Below are 13,435 nucleotides of genomic sequence, written 5' to 3' on the forward strand. Positions count from 1 at the left end.
AGAGGCGTCATGGCAGACGAGCGCGTCCTGATCACGGGTGCGTCGGGGGTGGTGGGCACGCTGATGCGGCCGCGGCTGGCCAGGCCGGGCCGGATCCTGCGGTTGCTCGACGTGCGCCCGCCCGCTCCGGCGGAGCCGGGTGAAGCGGTCGAGGTGCTGACCGGTTCGGTCACCGATCCCGACGCGATGGCGCGGGCCTGCGAGGGCGCCGACGCGCTGATCCACCTCGGCGGGCACAGCCGCGAGAACTCGTGGGAAGAGATCCTCGACGTCAACATCAACGGCACGCAGATCGCGCTGGCGGCCGCGCAGGCGGCGGGTATCAAACGGGTGATCCTGGCGTCGAGCAACCACTCGGTCGGCTTCCGGCGCAACGACGAAGCGGGCCCGGACGGCCTGCCCGCCGATTCGAGCACGCGGCCGGACACGTACTACGGCGTGGGCAAGGCCGCGATGGAGGCGCTGGGCAGCCTGTACGCGTCGCGGTTCGGCATGGACGTCATCTGCGTGCGGATCGGGTCGTGCTTCGAGACCCCGGTCGTGCTGGGCCCGCGGGGCCTGACCACCTGGCTCTCCCCGGACGACGGGGCCCGCCTGTTCGAGGCCTGCCTGACCGCGCCCTCCCCCGGTTACCGCCTGATCTGGGGCGTCTCCGACAACAAGCGGCGCCTGTTCTCCCTGGAGGAGGCGGCCGCTCTGGGCTACGCCCCCCAGGACGACGCGGAGTCGTACGCCGCCGAGCTGGCGGACGTCCCTGGCCCGACGGGCGTGGCGGCCGAGCACATCGGCGGTCCCTTCTGCACCGCCCCCCTCGGCGAGTACAACCCCCTCTGACGACCGCGCCCCATGCCGTGAATGTGGCTTTCACAGCCGATTCCGCCGTGAAAGCCACATTCACGGCACCCTCGGCCCGCCCGGCGGCCTCCCCCGCCAGGTGGCTTGACACGTCAATCCGCGTCCCGCATCCTACTCCGAAGTAGCTGTTACTTCCGGTTACAGCTACTTGAGGATCCGCAACGGCGTGGAGGACCAATGGGTGCGCGGTTCAAGGTGGTCATCGTCGGTACCGGCTTCTCCGGGCTGGGCCAGGCGATCCAGCTGGAGAAGGCGGGCATCCGCGACTACGTGGTCCTGGAGAAGGCCGACGAGGTCGGCGGCACCTGGCGCGACAACTCCTACCCGGGCTGCGCCTGCGACGTGCAGTCCCACATGTACTCGTTCTCCTACGAGCAGAACCCCGACTGGACCCGCTCCTTCTCCCGCCAGCCGGAGATCTTCGACTACCTCAAGGGCGTCGCCGACAAGTACCGCCTGCGCGACAAGATCCGCTTCGGCGTGGAGATCACCGGCGCGCACTGGGACTCCGACCGTGGCTTGTGGACGGTCGAAACCAAGGGCGGCGAGGAGTTCGTCGCGCAGTTCGTCGTCGCCGGGGTGGGTGGGCTGCACATCCCGCGCATCCCCGAACTCCCCGGCATCGAACGCTTCCAGGGGCGCACCTGGCACTCCGCGCAGTGGGACCACGACTACGACCTGACCGGCAAGCGCGTCGCCGTGGTCGGCACCGGGGCCAGCGCGATCCAGTTCGTGCCGCGCATCGCCCGCGACGTCGCCCAGCTCGACCTCTTCCAGCGCACGCCGCCGTGGATCATGCCCAAACCCGACCACGCCATGCCCGAGTGGTCGAAGAAGCTGTTCCGCCGCGTCCCCGGCGCCCAGCGCGCCTACCGCACCGCGCTGTACTGGCTGCTCGAAGTGCGCGCGCTCGGCTTCAACGGCCACCCCGCGCTGATGAAGGCAGGCGAAGCCGTGGCCAAGCGCCACATCGGCAAGCAGATCCCCGACCGCGAACTCCGGCGCAAGGTCACCCCGGACTACACCATGGGCTGCAAGCGCGTGCTCATCTCCAACGACTACTACCCCGCGCTCTCCCGCGACAACGTGGACGTGATCACCGACGGTATCCGCGAGGTCCGCGAGCACTCCATTGTGGACAGCGCGGGCGTCGAGCACGAGGTGGACGCGATCATCTACGGCACCGGCTTCCACGTCACCGACGCGCTGGAGTACCTGAACATCACCGGCGCGGACGGGCGCGACCTGGCCAAGGAATGGGCCACCGAGGGCATGCGCACGCACTTCGGCATCACCGTGGCCGGCTTCCCGAACCTGTTCTTCCTGCTCGGCCCGAACACCGCGCTCGGCCACAACTCGGTGGTGTTCATGATCGAGTCGCAGTCCCGGTACGTGGTGGACGCGATCAAGCTGACCGACCGCCACCACGCCGCCGCGCTGTCGGTGCGCGAGCGGGCGCAGGCGGAGTTCCAGGCCGAGATCCAGGACAAGCTGGTCAAGGGCGTGTGGACGCAGGGCGGCTGCAAGAGCTGGTACCTCGACGCGAAGGGGGTGAACCGGACCATCTGGCCCGGCTTCACCTGGCGCTACTGGCAGCGCACCCGCCACGTCGACCCGAGCCACTACGAGCTGACCGGGAGGTCCCAGTGAGCGCCGCCCACGACGACGAGCAGCTGGTGCTGCGTGCCCGCGACGTCCACTTCGACTGGTCGGCGCTGCCGATGCACTGGATCCCGGCCGAACCGCAGTCCACGCACACGATCAACGTGCTGCACCTGCTGCTGCCCGAGGGCGAGCGCTGGTTCGTCGAGCTGTTCAAGCAGACCGTGCCGATGATCCGCGACGACCGGCTGCGCCAGGACGTGCTCGGCTTCATCGGCCAGGAGGCCATGCACGCCGAGGCGCACAGCGGCGTGCTCGACCACTTCGAGGCGCACGGGCTCGACCCGCGGCCCTACACCCGCCAGATGGAGTGGGTGTTCCGCCGCCTGCTCGGCGACCGCGACCTCACCGGCAAGGCCCGCGAGGAGTGGATCGTCGAACGGGTCGCGATCGTCGCCGCGATCGAGCACTACACCGCCTTCCTCGGCCAGTGGATCCTCGACTCGGTGCCGCTGGACCGCGCCGGCGCCGATCCGACCATGCTCGACCTGTTGCGCTGGCACGGTGCCGAGGAGGTCGAGCACCGCGCGGTGGCCTACGACCTGTACCAGCACCTCGACGGCCGGTACCTGCGTCGCGCGCGGACGATGGCGCTGGTCACGCCGGTGCTGGCGTGGTTGTGGCTGCGCGGGACCCGGTTCCTGATGGCCGCCGACCCGACGCTGACGGAGAAGGCGAGCTGGCGCGGGTTCCGCAGCGGCGCCCGGCGTGGGCTCGTGCCGAGCGGACGTGGGCTGCTGCGGGAGATCCGGCCGTACTTCCGGCGGTCCTACCACCCGTCCCAGACCGGCAACACCGATCAGGCGGTGGCCTACCTGGCCAGTTCCCCGGCCGCGCTGGCGGCCGAGTGACGCAGCCCAGGTTCCCTCCGGATCTACGCGGTCGCGGCCGCGCGGACCGGCTGTTGTCCACGCTGAGCGGGGTCGCCGTGGTGTACACGCGGCTGAGCCGGGTCAGCGGCAGGCGGCGCCCGCCGGTCGCGGCGGTGGACCGCGACCTGCCGATGGTCGTCGACGAGGCCGAGATCGTCGCCGACGGGGTGAAAAGCCTGCGGCTGCGCCGGATCGACGGCGCACCGCTGCCGTCGTGGCGGCCCGGCGCGCACATCGATCTGGTGCTGCCGTCCGGTCGCGTTCGGCAGTATTCGTTGTGCGACGGCGATTCCGGTTCGTACCGCATCGCGGTGCGCCGGATCGAGAACGGCAACGGTGGTTCGCGCGAGGTGCACGAGGCGGTGGGCCTCGGCACGAGGGTGACCGTTCGCGGGCCGCGCAACGCCTTTCCGTTCGTGGGCACCGGCGCGTACCAGTTCATCGCCGGTGGCATCGGCATCACGCCGATCCTGCCGATGGTGCGCGCGGCCGCGGCGGCCGGTGCCGACTGGCGGCTCGTGTACGCCGGCCGTGACCGCGCCTCCATGCCATTCCTCGACGAGCTGTCCACACTGGACTCCCGACGGGTGTGGATCCGCCCGGACACCGAGTACGGCATCCCGGCATCCGGCGCCGAGTTGCTGGAGAAGGCGCCACCGGGTGCGCACGTCTACTGCTGCGGCCCGATCCCGATGATCACTTCGGTGCGCACGGACGCGCTGGCCACCGGCGGCCGGACCGTCCACTTCGAACGGTTTGCCGAACCGCCGATCGTGGACGGCAAGCCGTTCCGGGTGGAGCTGCGGCGCACCGGCACCACGGTGGACGTCCCGGCCGACCGGTCGGCGCTGGAGGTGATCCGCGCGGTGCGCCCGGACGTCGCCTACTCGTGCCGCCAGGGCTTCTGCGGCACCTGCCGGGTGCGCGTGCTGGACGGCGACGAGGACAGCATGCTGATCTGCGTCGGACGCGCGACCTCGGGCACGGTCGCCCTGGACCTCTAGCGCAACGCCGCCAGGTCGACCACTTCCCGTGCCGGGCGGAAGCCGTCCGGTGGCACGCCTTTGGCCGTGCGCAACCAGCCAACGCGGTCCTGCGGCTTGCCCGGTTTGCCCGCGTCGAGCAGCAGCGCCACGTAGCAGCCGTAGTCCAGCGAGTACCCGTCGTACAGCGTGCCCGGCGATTCCTCGTCGACCACGCCGCGGCGGAGCAGGTGCAGCAGGCGCGCGTCGTGCAGGTCGTCGATCGCGGTCCAGCGCGATTCCTGGGCCAGCAGGAAGGTCCGGCAGCGGCGGCGGCCGACCACCTCGTCGATCAGCTTGCGCAGCAGGTCGGCGGCGGCGCGGTCGGTCTCGATCGCTTTGCGCTTGTCGCGCAGGTACCAGTCGCGTGCGGCGAGGCGGACATCGCGGACGTCGATCGGTTCGTCGTGCGCGTGCTGGGCGGCGAGCGCGGCGATGTTGATCGCGTCGCGCGGCACCCCCTCCGACGCCCTCACCAGTTCACCGAAGGCGTTGCGGTGGAAGACCTGTCGGACGAATTGGTCCATTTCGGACGGTGGGTCGGCGAGCATCTTCGCCAGTGCCACCGAAGCGTGGTTGAACAGCAGTTCGCCGAGGAACTCCTCCGGCCCGGCCGGGAGGTCGTCCAGGCTGACCGCCGACGCGGCGTCCGCGCCGACCTCGATGCCGAGGTGGTCCCCGTCCGGCAGCCGGCGGCGGAACCGCGACCGGCGTTCGATCGCGGCGATCTTCACCGTCATCCCGTTGACCGGCAGCACACTGCGGCGCAGCAGGTCCGCCAGCAGCGGCTGGAGTTCCAGCGGCAGGCTGCTCCACTCGTCGAGCAGCAGCCAGAGCCGGGCTCCGCCCAGTGCCGCGGCGATCCGCTGCAACGCCCGGCCGAGCGGGCCGAACACCACCCGGTGGCGCTCGGTTCCGGTGCGGCGCAAGGAACTCTCCGCGGTGACCGCGTCCTTCCGCCGTCCCCACAGCTTCGCCGACGACGACAACTCCAGCGCGGCCTCCGCTTCGGCGGCCGCCCCCACCTTCGTGGCGCGTTCGACCTCGCCGACCACCTCGACCGCGGTGATCGCCTCGGCGAGTTCGTCGAGCGCGGGCAGCAGGCGGTGATCACCCACCTCGCGGTCGACGGCGACGGTGAATAGCTCCTCGTGTAACGCTTCCAGCGTGTCGACCAGCAGTTGCGTGCCCCGCAGGTCCGCGCCCAGCTCGCTGTCCGAGTACAGCCCACCGGCCGAGCCGATCGTGCGCAGGTCGAGGTAGACCGAGAGGTCCCCGGAGGTCGACGCGAGTTCGTGCAGGTACCGCAGGGCGTGGGTCTTCCCGGTGCCCCGCCGCCCGTACAGGATCTGGTGGTCGGTCGAGTGCAGCATCGCGGCGAACGAACCCGCCGAGACGAAGGTGCGGCTCAGCGTCGCCCGGTCGACGCCCTCCGCTCGCCGGGGGATGCGCAACAGCGCCTGGTTGAGGTGTGTCTGCCGCGAAGATCCCATCGCGTCCAGCGTGGCTGGCGCACCCGAGCGGGCAACAGCCCCCAGCCGGGTGGCGTCAGGGCAGCCCCCACGGGGTCGAATCGCCCTGCGGTGCCACCGGACCGACCTCGAAGTCGGGTTTGTCACCCACCCGGTGCACCACCGCTTCCGCACCGCGCGGCAGCTCCACCTCGATCGTGCCGTCGCCGAGGTCCTTGAAGTTCCGTGGTTTCCCGCGTTCGTCCAGTACCGCCAGCGCACCGGTGATGCCCGGCCGCAGCACGCACGGCGCCCCGGCCTCGCTGCGCACCCGCAGCCAGCGCGTACTCCCCCGCTGCCGGGACGCGCTGACCAGGAACGCGCCCTGCGTGCGGAAGTTGTGGATCGTCGCGTCGGCCCAGCCGGCCGGCAGCGCGGGGAACAACCGCACCACGCCGCCCCAGCTCTGGCACAGCATGTCGTGCAGCGACTGGGCCGCCGACAGCGGTGTCTCGATGACCGGCCCGGATTCCTGGTACATCGTGTTCGGCTTGATGAACCGCCGTTGCAACTCCCCCAGGTAGAACTCCGCCTTGTCGCCGTGCCGCAGCTGCGCCGAGATCGAGGCCGCGCCGGTGAAGGTGTAGCCCTGCAACGCGCCTTCGAAACTGACCCAGTGCGCCAGCGACTTCTCGATCAGCGGCCGGGATTCCGGCTGCTCGCCGGTGATCTCGTACAGCGGGTAGATCTGCAGCAGGTGCGAGTAGTGCCGGTGCGACTTCGCGAACGGCACCCCGGCACCGATCATGTACCCGTTGGCGTCCACCGCGTACGGCGCCAGCTTGGCCAGGACCTCACGCCACCGCCCGGCGAGCGGGTCGTCGAGGTGCAGCGCGTCCGCCGACTCCAGCAGGGTCCGGCAGCCCCAGCGGATCAGCGCGAGGTCGTAGGTGCAGTCCGGCGCGTTCACCCCGTACTCGGGCGAGAAGGTGAACGGCAGGTGCAGGCGGCCGTCCGCGCCGGGCGCGAGGAAGTGCAGGTAGTAGTTGATCGCGCCGCGCAGCAACGGGAACAGCACGTCGCGGAGGATGCGCTCGTCCATCGTGTGCCGGTAGCTCAGCCACACGTTGTGCAGGGCCCAGGTGAGGTTGCCGACCTCCGGGGTCGGGCTGGCCTGGCCGGGAATGCCCACGCCGTAACCGGAATCGCCGAGCCCGGCGCCGTTGCGCAGTTCCATGTCGGTGGTCCGCGGGATGCCGTAGGACCCGGCCGCGTACTGCTCGGGGAGTTCGTCGCGGAGGTGTTCGCGGTAGCGGTCGAGCGAGTGCGTGACCGCGTCCAGTTCCAGGTGGTTGGCGCCGTGGATCGGCCAGTACTCCAACTGCACGTTGAGGTTCCACCACGTCGCCGGCCACGGGGTCGGTTCCAGCCACGGCCCGCAGGTGGCCATCGCCGGCGCGTCCTTCCTGGCCGCGGCGGCGAGCTTGTACAGCTGGATCCAGTAGAAGCTCTGCAACTTACGGTCCGGAATGGACAGGAAACCGTGCCGGTAGTAGTCGTGCCACCAGCGCCGGTGGTCGGCGGCCAGCGCGTCGAGCGGCACGCTCGCGCCGCGCACCAGTGACAACGCTTGCCGCACAGCGGTTTTCAGCGGGTGCGACCAGGCGACCGCGGTGTAGAGCACGCGGCTTGAACCCCGTTCGGCCTCGCGCCAGGCGGTCACGTGCTCCCCACCGGCGTGCAGCGGCTGCACCGCGAGCCGGACGTCACCCGCCGATTCGAGGACGGCGGGCGGGTTCGCGGTGTACCCGGGCGGCGGTTGCCTGCCGAACTTCGGGTCGGCACGCGGACTGATCGCCACCGCCGGGTGGAACACCCAGCGGAACCCGCGTTCGCCCTCGGACGGCCGGACCTCGACGGCGAGCACGCTCCGGGTGCTGTGCAGCAGGGCACGCAGGTCGAGGCGGCCCGCGGCGGTGGTGATGGTGCCGCGCAGTTCGGCGTTCCACAGGTCCAGGCGCCAGTCGACGCCGGTGATCGCGCCGGCCGGTTCCAGGGTGAAGTGCCCGATCGGCAGCCTGGCCAGGCCGAACAGCGAGCCGAACTCCGGGCGGTGGTCCTGGACCTGGCTGTGCTGGACGTTGACGCGGATGGCGTTGCGGCCGGGCTCGGCGTAGATGCCCGAGCCGAGGAAGCCGTTGCCGAGGAACGGGCCTTCGAACCAGGTCTTCGGCAGGCGCTTCCAGACCAGATCGGCGAGGCCGACGAACTCGGCCCAGTCCGGGAGGCCGAGTGAGCCGCCCGCCGCGCCTGCCCCGCCGGGCGTGCCCGCTGTGCCGCCTGCTGTGCCGGGCGAGGCGTGCGCCGCCGAGCCGAGCACGGCCGGGGCGAGGATCCCGCCCGCCATTCCCGCGAGCACCGTCCGTCGATCGACCTCGGGCATGACAGCTCCCTTCTCGGCGGCGAGAGATGCTATGTTTCGCCAAGAATCCGCCCGAGATCCAGCCTGTTCACCCGGAAAGCGCAAGATACATCCGATGTCTGGTCTCGCTGGCTAGAGTTTCCCGGTGTTCACCGGCAGCTACCGGTACCCCGACGCCGGGGACCACGTGACGGCTTCGTTCATCAGCCACCACGAGCCGTATCCCGGCTACTGGGCGGCCAGCGAGCGGCTGGCCCTCGACCGCCTGGTCGAGCGGCTCGACGCCGGTCCGCGCGAACGCGTGCGCGGGCTCGACGCGGGCTGCGGGGACGGCAGGCTGCTGCCGTGGCTCAGCCACCAGGCCGCCACGATCACCGCGATCGACCCCGATCCCGAGCGCCTCGCCGCCGCCCGCGGCAAGCACGAAGCGCTGGCGCCGGGCACCGAGATCACCTACACCGTCGGCGACACCTCGACCGCCGGTGGCGGCCCGTACGACCTGCTGCTGTCCAACCACGTGATCCAGCACGTGCCGACCGGCGCGGTCGGCGGCATCCTGCGGGACCTGGCCGGGCTCGCGGCCCCCGGCGGCGCGCTCGTGCTGTGCTACAGCCGCTCGCCGGTCGGGCGCGGCGGGTACACGGTCGATCTGCTGGTGGACGGGGAAAGCCGGTCGGAGGCGGTCGGCCGGGCGCGGTTCGACGAGCTGGTCGCCGGGCCCGGTGAGCCCGGCACGCTGCCGGTCCGGCTGCTCGACCCGGCGGAGGTGCGGGCGGAAGCGGCCGAGGCGGGCTGGGTGCTCGACTGGGAGTGGACCTACCACGTGCTCGACGACCTGAGCGGACTCGACGCGCACAGCGACCGCGACGAGTTCGTCAACGAATCCCCGTTGCTGGCCAGGGAAGTGGGCCGCGACATGGTGAACCTGTTCCGGCTGGGCTCGAGATGACCGAGTGGCCGGCCGGGCGACGCGGCACCCGGCCGACCGCACCACCACCCTGCTCATCACGGTGACCACCACCGGACGGCACGCGGTGCTCGAAACGTCCGATGTGGACAGCTGCGGGCGGCCGTCGGGCAGGTCGTCTTCACCGTCTGAACGCCCGCCGTGAAGGTGGCTTTCACGGCGGGCGCGTTCTCGTCAGGAGCAGTACTGGGTGATCTCCGTGGCGACGCCGTCGATGTCGCCTTCGCCGACGAGATCGCTCAACCGCCGCAGTTCCTCGTTCCCCAGCGAGTCCACCGCGGACCGCAGCGTGTCGGCCAGGCCGGACCGCGAATCCGCGTCCGCCGACAGCCAGGCTTCGGCGGCACCGCAGACCACCTCGCGATCCACTCCCCGGCCGCATCCCGCCAGCAGCAGGAGCGCGGCCAGCACCGCCGCCACCCTCATTCCGCGCGCCGCTTCTTCCGGCGGGCCATGTCGCCCAGCACGAGAGCCGCGCCCAGCAGGGCCATCACCACGCTCACCGGGATGTGCAGCCAGTCCGGCAGGAGGTGCAGTTGCACGAACCAGCTCTTCGACGAGCTCTCCGCCACCCGGTTGATGAACCCCCCGACTCCCTGCACCACCAGGATGATGCCGAGCACCTCGATCATCGTCGTACCCCTTCCCGTGAACCCGTTGACGAAACCAGTTGCCACAACGGACCGGTGATCAGCCAGATCCCGGCGATCCACCCGAGCCTCGGCAGCCACGCGCCCCCGCCCGACCACAGCGCGGTGGTCTGCTCGGGCGTGCCAACCACCAGGATCAGCACCGCCAGCACCACCGCCGCGATCGCGCAGGCGATCAGGCACTTGCCCCATTCACGCCATTCGTGGCGCAGCCGGTCGGTGCCCCCGCGCTTGACCGGTGGCGGCCCGCCGGCGAACCGGTGCGCGAACCGCACGTCGGCCCAGCGGATCATGCTCGGCCCGAAGACCACGCTGAAACCGAGGTAGATCGCGGCCAGCCCGTGCGTCCACGACGCCCGCCCGCCCCCGGCCAGGTCGATCATCGTGGCCACCAGCACCACCACGTCGATCACCGGCGTCATCGCCAGCAGCACCACGCTCGTCCGCCGCAGCTTCAGCAGGTAACGAGCCGCCAGCCCGGCCGCGATGAACACCCAGAACCCGATCTCCCCCGCCGCGACCACCGCCGCCATCGGGTTGTCCCGGATGAAGTCCAGCACCTTGTCCATGCCACCCAGCCTGCGGCCGGACCCCGCGCCCGCGCGTCGGCGGACGGCAGGATCGGCCCGTCATCACTTCGGAGGACGAACCGCTTTCGCGCGGTGTGCTGAGATGGTCCACGTGCGACTGGACTACCGCCGGCTGCCGCCGTTCACCCAGGACGTCGGCATCGCCCTGCTCTACTTCGCCGGCGGCACCGTGCTCTACCTCTCCGGCATCTACCCGCTCTTCGGCGAACCCACTCCGCTGATCTGGACGCGCTTCCTGCTGCTGGCGGCGGTCTGCCTGCTGCAACTACTGCGCCGCACCAAACCCGCGCTGGCACTGGTGCTCGCCGCCGTGCCGTTCGGTGCCGACATCTACCTCGGCATGTCCGCGCCGATCCTGATCGCCTTCTCCGACCACCTCTACGCGGCGACCCTCTACGGCTCGCGACGGCTCAGCCGCACCATGATCGGCCTCGCCGCGAGCGGCACCCTCGGCGCGGTGGTGATCGCGCTGATCGTCGCCGACGACTGGCGCACCGCGGTGCTGGCGGCGGTCGCCGCGGTGCCGTTCATCATCACGCCGGTGTGGTGGGCGTCGAACGTCCGCACGCACCGCGAGATCGCGCTCAAGGAACGCGCCAACGCCGAGCAGCTGGCCAGGATCGCCGAACTCGACCGCAACGCCGCCGTCGCCGGGGAACGCGCGCGCATGGCCCGCGACCTGCACGACGTGATCGCCGGGCACCTGTCCGCCATCGCGATCCAGTCCGAGGCCGCGCTGTCGATCGCCGACGGCGCGAAGCCGGACACCATGCGCGAGGTGCTGCAGTCGGTGCGCGGCAACAGCGTCGACGCGCTGGAGGAGATGCGCGCGATGATCGGGCTGCTGCGCTCGCAGGGCGTCGGCGAGGACGAGACCACCGCGCCCGCGCGCCTCGGCGAACTGTCCAAACTGGTCGAATCGGCGCGGGCGAGCGGGATGGCGGTGTCGGTGGCCAACGAGGTCGACCCCGCCACCCCGCTCCCGGCCGCGGTCGACCTGACCGCCTACCGGATCGCCCAGGAGGCGCTGACCAACGCGGTCAAGCACGCGCCGGGCACCTCGGCCGCGGTGCGCATCCGGCTCGACGGCAAGATCCTCACCGTGGAAGTCACCAACGCACTGACCACCACCCGGCGCGCGTCCGACACCGGGCACGGGCTGCTCAACATGCGCGAGCGGGCCCAGGCCATCGGCGGCTCGTTCACCGCGGGCCCGGCCGAACCCGGCTGGCGGGTCTTCGCCGCGCTCCCGATCGGAGGACCGGCCTGATGGGCATCCGCGTTCTCGTCGCCGACGACCACGGCGCCATCCGCGCCGGGCTGGTGATGATCCTGAACAACGCCGAGGGCATCGAGGTGGTCGGCGAGGCGGCCGACGGCGCCACCGCGATCCGCCAGGCCACGGCGCTGCGCCCGGACGTCACGCTGATGGACGTCCGCATGCCGGGCGTCGACGGCATCGCGGCCACCCGCGAGCTGGTCGCCGCGGAACTCGGCCAGGTGCTCGTGCTGACCACCTTCGACCTCGACGAGTACGTGTTCGCCGCGTTGCGCGCGGGCGCGGCGGGCTTCCTGCTCAAGTCGGTCGAAGCCCCGCGCCTGGTCGAGGCGATCCGGCTGGTGCACGCCGGGGAGGGCGTGCTCGCCCCGCAGATCACCCGCAAGCTGATCAGCGCGTTCGCCACCGCCGAGCCGCCGCGCCCGGCCGGGCCGCCGGAGCCGGCGGGACTGGCCGAGCTGACCGACCGCGAGCGCGAGGTGCTGGCCTGCCTCGGTGAGGGCCTGTCGAACGCGCAGATCGCGAGCAGGCTGTACATCGGTGAGACCACGGTGAAAACGCACGTGTCGCGGGTGCTGACGAAACTGGACCTGCGGTCGCGGGTGCAGGCGGCCATCCTGGCCCAGGAAGCGGGGGTGTCCCGGTGAACCGGTTCGACACGCACCACCACCTGTGGAGCCTGGCCGGCATCGAGCGCGGCGACTACCCGTGGATGCCGCCGGACGGGCCGCTGCGGGAGGAGTACCTGCCGGACCGGCTGGCCCCCGAACTGGCCGCGGCCGGTGTCACCGGCACCATCGTCGTGCAGGCGTCGCCGAGCGTCGCCGAGACCCGGTACCTGCTCGACCTGGCCGCGAACACCGGCTTCATCCTCGGCGTGACCGGCTGGCTCCCGCTCGACCAGCCGGACGCGCTGCCCGAACTGGCCGCCGACCCGTACTTCCTCGGCGTGCGCCCGATGCTGCAGGACCTGCCCGACGACGACTGGATCGGCAGGCCGGAGGTCCGCGACGGGCTGCGGGCGCTCGCCGGGGCCGGGGTCCGGTTCGAGGCGCTGACCTTCACCCGGCACCTGCCCACGCTGTACGCGGTGCTCAGCGAACTGCCCGAGCTGACCGTGGTGCTCGACCACCTGTCGAAACCCGCCTACGACTGGGAAGCCGACGCCGGCTGGCGCACCTGGCTGGGCAGGTTGGCCGAACTGCCGAACACCTGGTGCAAGCTGTCCGGTCTGCTCACCGAAGTGGAGCCGTCGGCGGCCTCGGTCGAGCGGTTCGTGCCGTACGCGGCGTTCGCCTTCGAGCGGTTCGGCGAGGACCGGGTGCTGTTCGGCAGCGACTGGCCGGTGAGCCGCCTGCGCGGCGAGTACGGCGACGTGGTCCGGTTCACCGAGGAGCTGGTGTCCGCGGCCGGTTTGGGCGATTCGGCCGGGTTCTGGCGGACCAACGGCGAGCGCTGCTACGGCGTCCGAGTCCCGTGACAGCCCGCAATCCCTTCTTTTTTCTTGCCGAACCTCGGCGGCGAGCACGCAGCGTGACATAACCCACGCCGAACCGGGGCCGCGGCGTGACCCAAGATCCGCCCCGGCCGCGCCCCGGCTCCGGATTTAACCTCATTTTTCGTTGCCCACCAGGGAATTCGTCGGCAAACCGGCTATTCCGGTCA

Annotated in this window: 14 protein-coding genes; 9 read left to right on the forward strand and 5 right to left on the reverse strand. The window is 71.2% G+C overall.

Features of this window, described 5'->3' with window-relative positions; genetic code table 11:
• The first annotated feature begins 9 nt into the window (after positions 1-9).
• The 4 genes from JYK18_RS41395 to JYK18_RS41410 all read left to right on the forward strand — a co-directional run bounded on the left by JYK18_RS41395 (position 10) and on the right by JYK18_RS41410 (position 4,393).
• Complete coding sequence (locus JYK18_RS41395) at positions 10-834, forward strand: NAD(P)-dependent oxidoreductase (RefSeq protein WP_206809395.1); 825 nt, start codon at positions 10-12, stop codon at positions 832-834.
• Positions 835-1,032: 198 nt separating this feature from the next.
• On the forward strand, positions 1,033-2,505 hold the full coding sequence (locus JYK18_RS41400; RefSeq protein WP_206809396.1) for an NAD(P)/FAD-dependent oxidoreductase: 1,473 nt from the start codon (positions 1,033-1,035) through the stop codon (positions 2,503-2,505).
• The gene (locus JYK18_RS41405; RefSeq protein WP_206809398.1) at positions 2,502-3,368 is read left to right on the forward strand and encodes a metal-dependent hydrolase; all 867 of its coding nucleotides are present in this window, start codon (positions 2,502-2,504) and stop codon (positions 3,366-3,368) included. Before JYK18_RS41400 ends, JYK18_RS41405 begins: the two co-directional genes overlap by 4 nt.
• Positions 3,365-4,393 carry a PDR/VanB family oxidoreductase gene (locus tag JYK18_RS41410; RefSeq protein ID WP_206809401.1) on the forward strand — a complete coding sequence of 343 codons (1,029 nt, stop codon included), beginning with the start codon at positions 3,365-3,367 and terminating at the stop codon, positions 4,391-4,393. The genes JYK18_RS41405 and JYK18_RS41410 overlap by 4 nt, the downstream gene beginning before the upstream one ends.
• Here the strand turns inward: JYK18_RS41410 and JYK18_RS41415 are convergent.
• Together JYK18_RS41415 and JYK18_RS41420 are read right to left on the reverse strand one after the other, a co-directional pair.
• Positions 4,390-5,904 (reverse strand): hypothetical protein, encoded by a 1,515-nt coding sequence (locus tag JYK18_RS41415; protein ID WP_206809402.1) that lies wholly within the window; start codon positions 5,902-5,904, stop codon positions 4,390-4,392. The two genes, JYK18_RS41410 and JYK18_RS41415, sit on opposite strands and share 4 nt — an antisense overlap.
• A 55-nt stretch (positions 5,905-5,959) precedes the next feature.
• Positions 5,960-8,305, reverse strand: coding sequence for a glycoside hydrolase family 95-like protein (locus tag JYK18_RS41420; RefSeq protein ID WP_206809403.1), 2,346 nt, complete (start codon positions 8,303-8,305; stop codon positions 5,960-5,962).
• Between the two features lie 124 nt (positions 8,306-8,429).
• Here JYK18_RS41420 and JYK18_RS41425 point away from each other — a divergent pair, with 124 nt between their 5' ends.
• Together JYK18_RS41425 and JYK18_RS41430 are read left to right on the forward strand one after the other, a co-directional pair.
• Complete coding sequence (locus tag JYK18_RS41425; protein ID WP_206809404.1) at positions 8,430-9,233, forward strand: methyltransferase domain-containing protein; 804 nt, start codon at positions 8,430-8,432, stop codon at positions 9,231-9,233.
• Positions 9,234-9,237: 4 nt separating this feature from the next.
• Positions 9,238-9,396 (forward strand): hypothetical protein, encoded by a 159-nt coding sequence (locus JYK18_RS41430; RefSeq protein ID WP_206809405.1) that lies wholly within the window; start codon positions 9,238-9,240, stop codon positions 9,394-9,396.
• A 29-nt stretch (positions 9,397-9,425) separates the two neighbouring features.
• Here the strand turns inward: JYK18_RS41430 and JYK18_RS41435 are convergent, their stop codons facing one another.
• The 3 genes from JYK18_RS41435 to JYK18_RS41445 are packed head-to-tail and all read right to left on the reverse strand — an operon-like array spanning position 9,426 to position 10,470.
• Positions 9,426-9,677 carry a hypothetical protein gene (locus JYK18_RS41435; RefSeq protein WP_206809406.1) on the reverse strand — a complete coding sequence of 84 codons (252 nt, stop codon included), beginning with the start codon at positions 9,675-9,677 and terminating at the stop codon, positions 9,426-9,428.
• Positions 9,674-9,883 (reverse strand): hypothetical protein, encoded by a 210-nt coding sequence (locus JYK18_RS41440; protein ID WP_206809407.1) that lies wholly within the window; start codon positions 9,881-9,883, stop codon positions 9,674-9,676. Before JYK18_RS41440 ends, JYK18_RS41435 begins: the two co-directional genes overlap by 4 nt.
• Complete coding sequence (locus JYK18_RS41445; RefSeq protein ID WP_206809409.1) at positions 9,880-10,470, reverse strand: hypothetical protein; 591 nt, start codon at positions 10,468-10,470, stop codon at positions 9,880-9,882. The genes JYK18_RS41440 and JYK18_RS41445 overlap by 4 nt, the downstream gene beginning before the upstream one ends.
• Positions 10,471-10,573: 103 nt before the next feature.
• Between JYK18_RS41445 and JYK18_RS41450 the strand changes: the two genes are divergently transcribed.
• Genes JYK18_RS41450 through JYK18_RS41460 form a run of 3 tightly spaced genes read left to right on the forward strand, consistent with a single transcriptional unit; the run spans position 10,574 to position 13,250 of the window.
• On the forward strand, positions 10,574-11,761 hold the full coding sequence (locus JYK18_RS41450; RefSeq protein ID WP_206809410.1) for a sensor histidine kinase: 1,188 nt from the start codon (positions 10,574-10,576) through the stop codon (positions 11,759-11,761).
• Positions 11,761-12,417 (forward strand): response regulator transcription factor, encoded by a 657-nt coding sequence (locus JYK18_RS41455; RefSeq protein WP_206809412.1) that lies wholly within the window; start codon positions 11,761-11,763, stop codon positions 12,415-12,417. Before JYK18_RS41450 ends, JYK18_RS41455 begins: the two co-directional genes overlap by 1 nt.
• A complete protein-coding gene (locus tag JYK18_RS41460) occupies positions 12,414-13,250 on the forward strand; it encodes an amidohydrolase (protein WP_206809413.1) in 837 nt (278 codons plus the stop codon). Before JYK18_RS41455 ends, JYK18_RS41460 begins: the two co-directional genes overlap by 4 nt.
• Positions 13,251-13,435 lie beyond the last annotated feature (185 nt).

The sequence above is a fragment of the Amycolatopsis sp. 195334CR genome, from assembly GCF_017309385.1.
Taxonomy (GTDB): Bacteria; Actinomycetota; Actinomycetes; order Mycobacteriales; family Pseudonocardiaceae; genus Amycolatopsis.

What these genes read in the sequence shown, in the direction of transcription:
- JYK18_RS41395 (WP_206809395.1), top strand. Translation starts at nt 10, where the DNA reads ATGGCAGACGAGCGCGTCCTGATCACGGGTGCGTCGGGGGTGGTGGGC.
- JYK18_RS41400 (WP_206809396.1), top strand. Translation starts at nt 1,033, where the DNA reads ATGGGTGCGCGGTTCAAGGTGGTCATCGTCGGTACCGGCTTCTCCGGG.
- JYK18_RS41415 (WP_206809402.1), bottom strand. Translation starts at nt 5,904, where the DNA reads ATGGGATCTTCGCGGCAGACACACCTCAACCAGGCGCTGTTGCGCATC.
- JYK18_RS41420 (WP_206809403.1), bottom strand. Translation starts at nt 8,305, where the DNA reads ATGCCCGAGGTCGATCGACGGACGGTGCTCGCGGGAATGGCGGGCGGG.
- JYK18_RS41435 (WP_206809406.1), bottom strand. Translation starts at nt 9,677, where the DNA reads ATGAGGGTGGCGGCGGTGCTGGCCGCGCTCCTGCTGCTGGCGGGATGC.
- JYK18_RS41440 (WP_206809407.1), bottom strand. Translation starts at nt 9,883, where the DNA reads ATGATCGAGGTGCTCGGCATCATCCTGGTGGTGCAGGGAGTCGGGGGG.
- JYK18_RS41445 (WP_206809409.1), bottom strand. Translation starts at nt 10,470, where the DNA reads ATGGACAAGGTGCTGGACTTCATCCGGGACAACCCGATGGCGGCGGTG.
- JYK18_RS41450 (WP_206809410.1), top strand. Translation starts at nt 10,574, where the DNA reads ATGGTCCACGTGCGACTGGACTACCGCCGGCTGCCGCCGTTCACCCAG.
- JYK18_RS41455 (WP_206809412.1), top strand. Translation starts at nt 11,761, where the DNA reads ATGGGCATCCGCGTTCTCGTCGCCGACGACCACGGCGCCATCCGCGCC.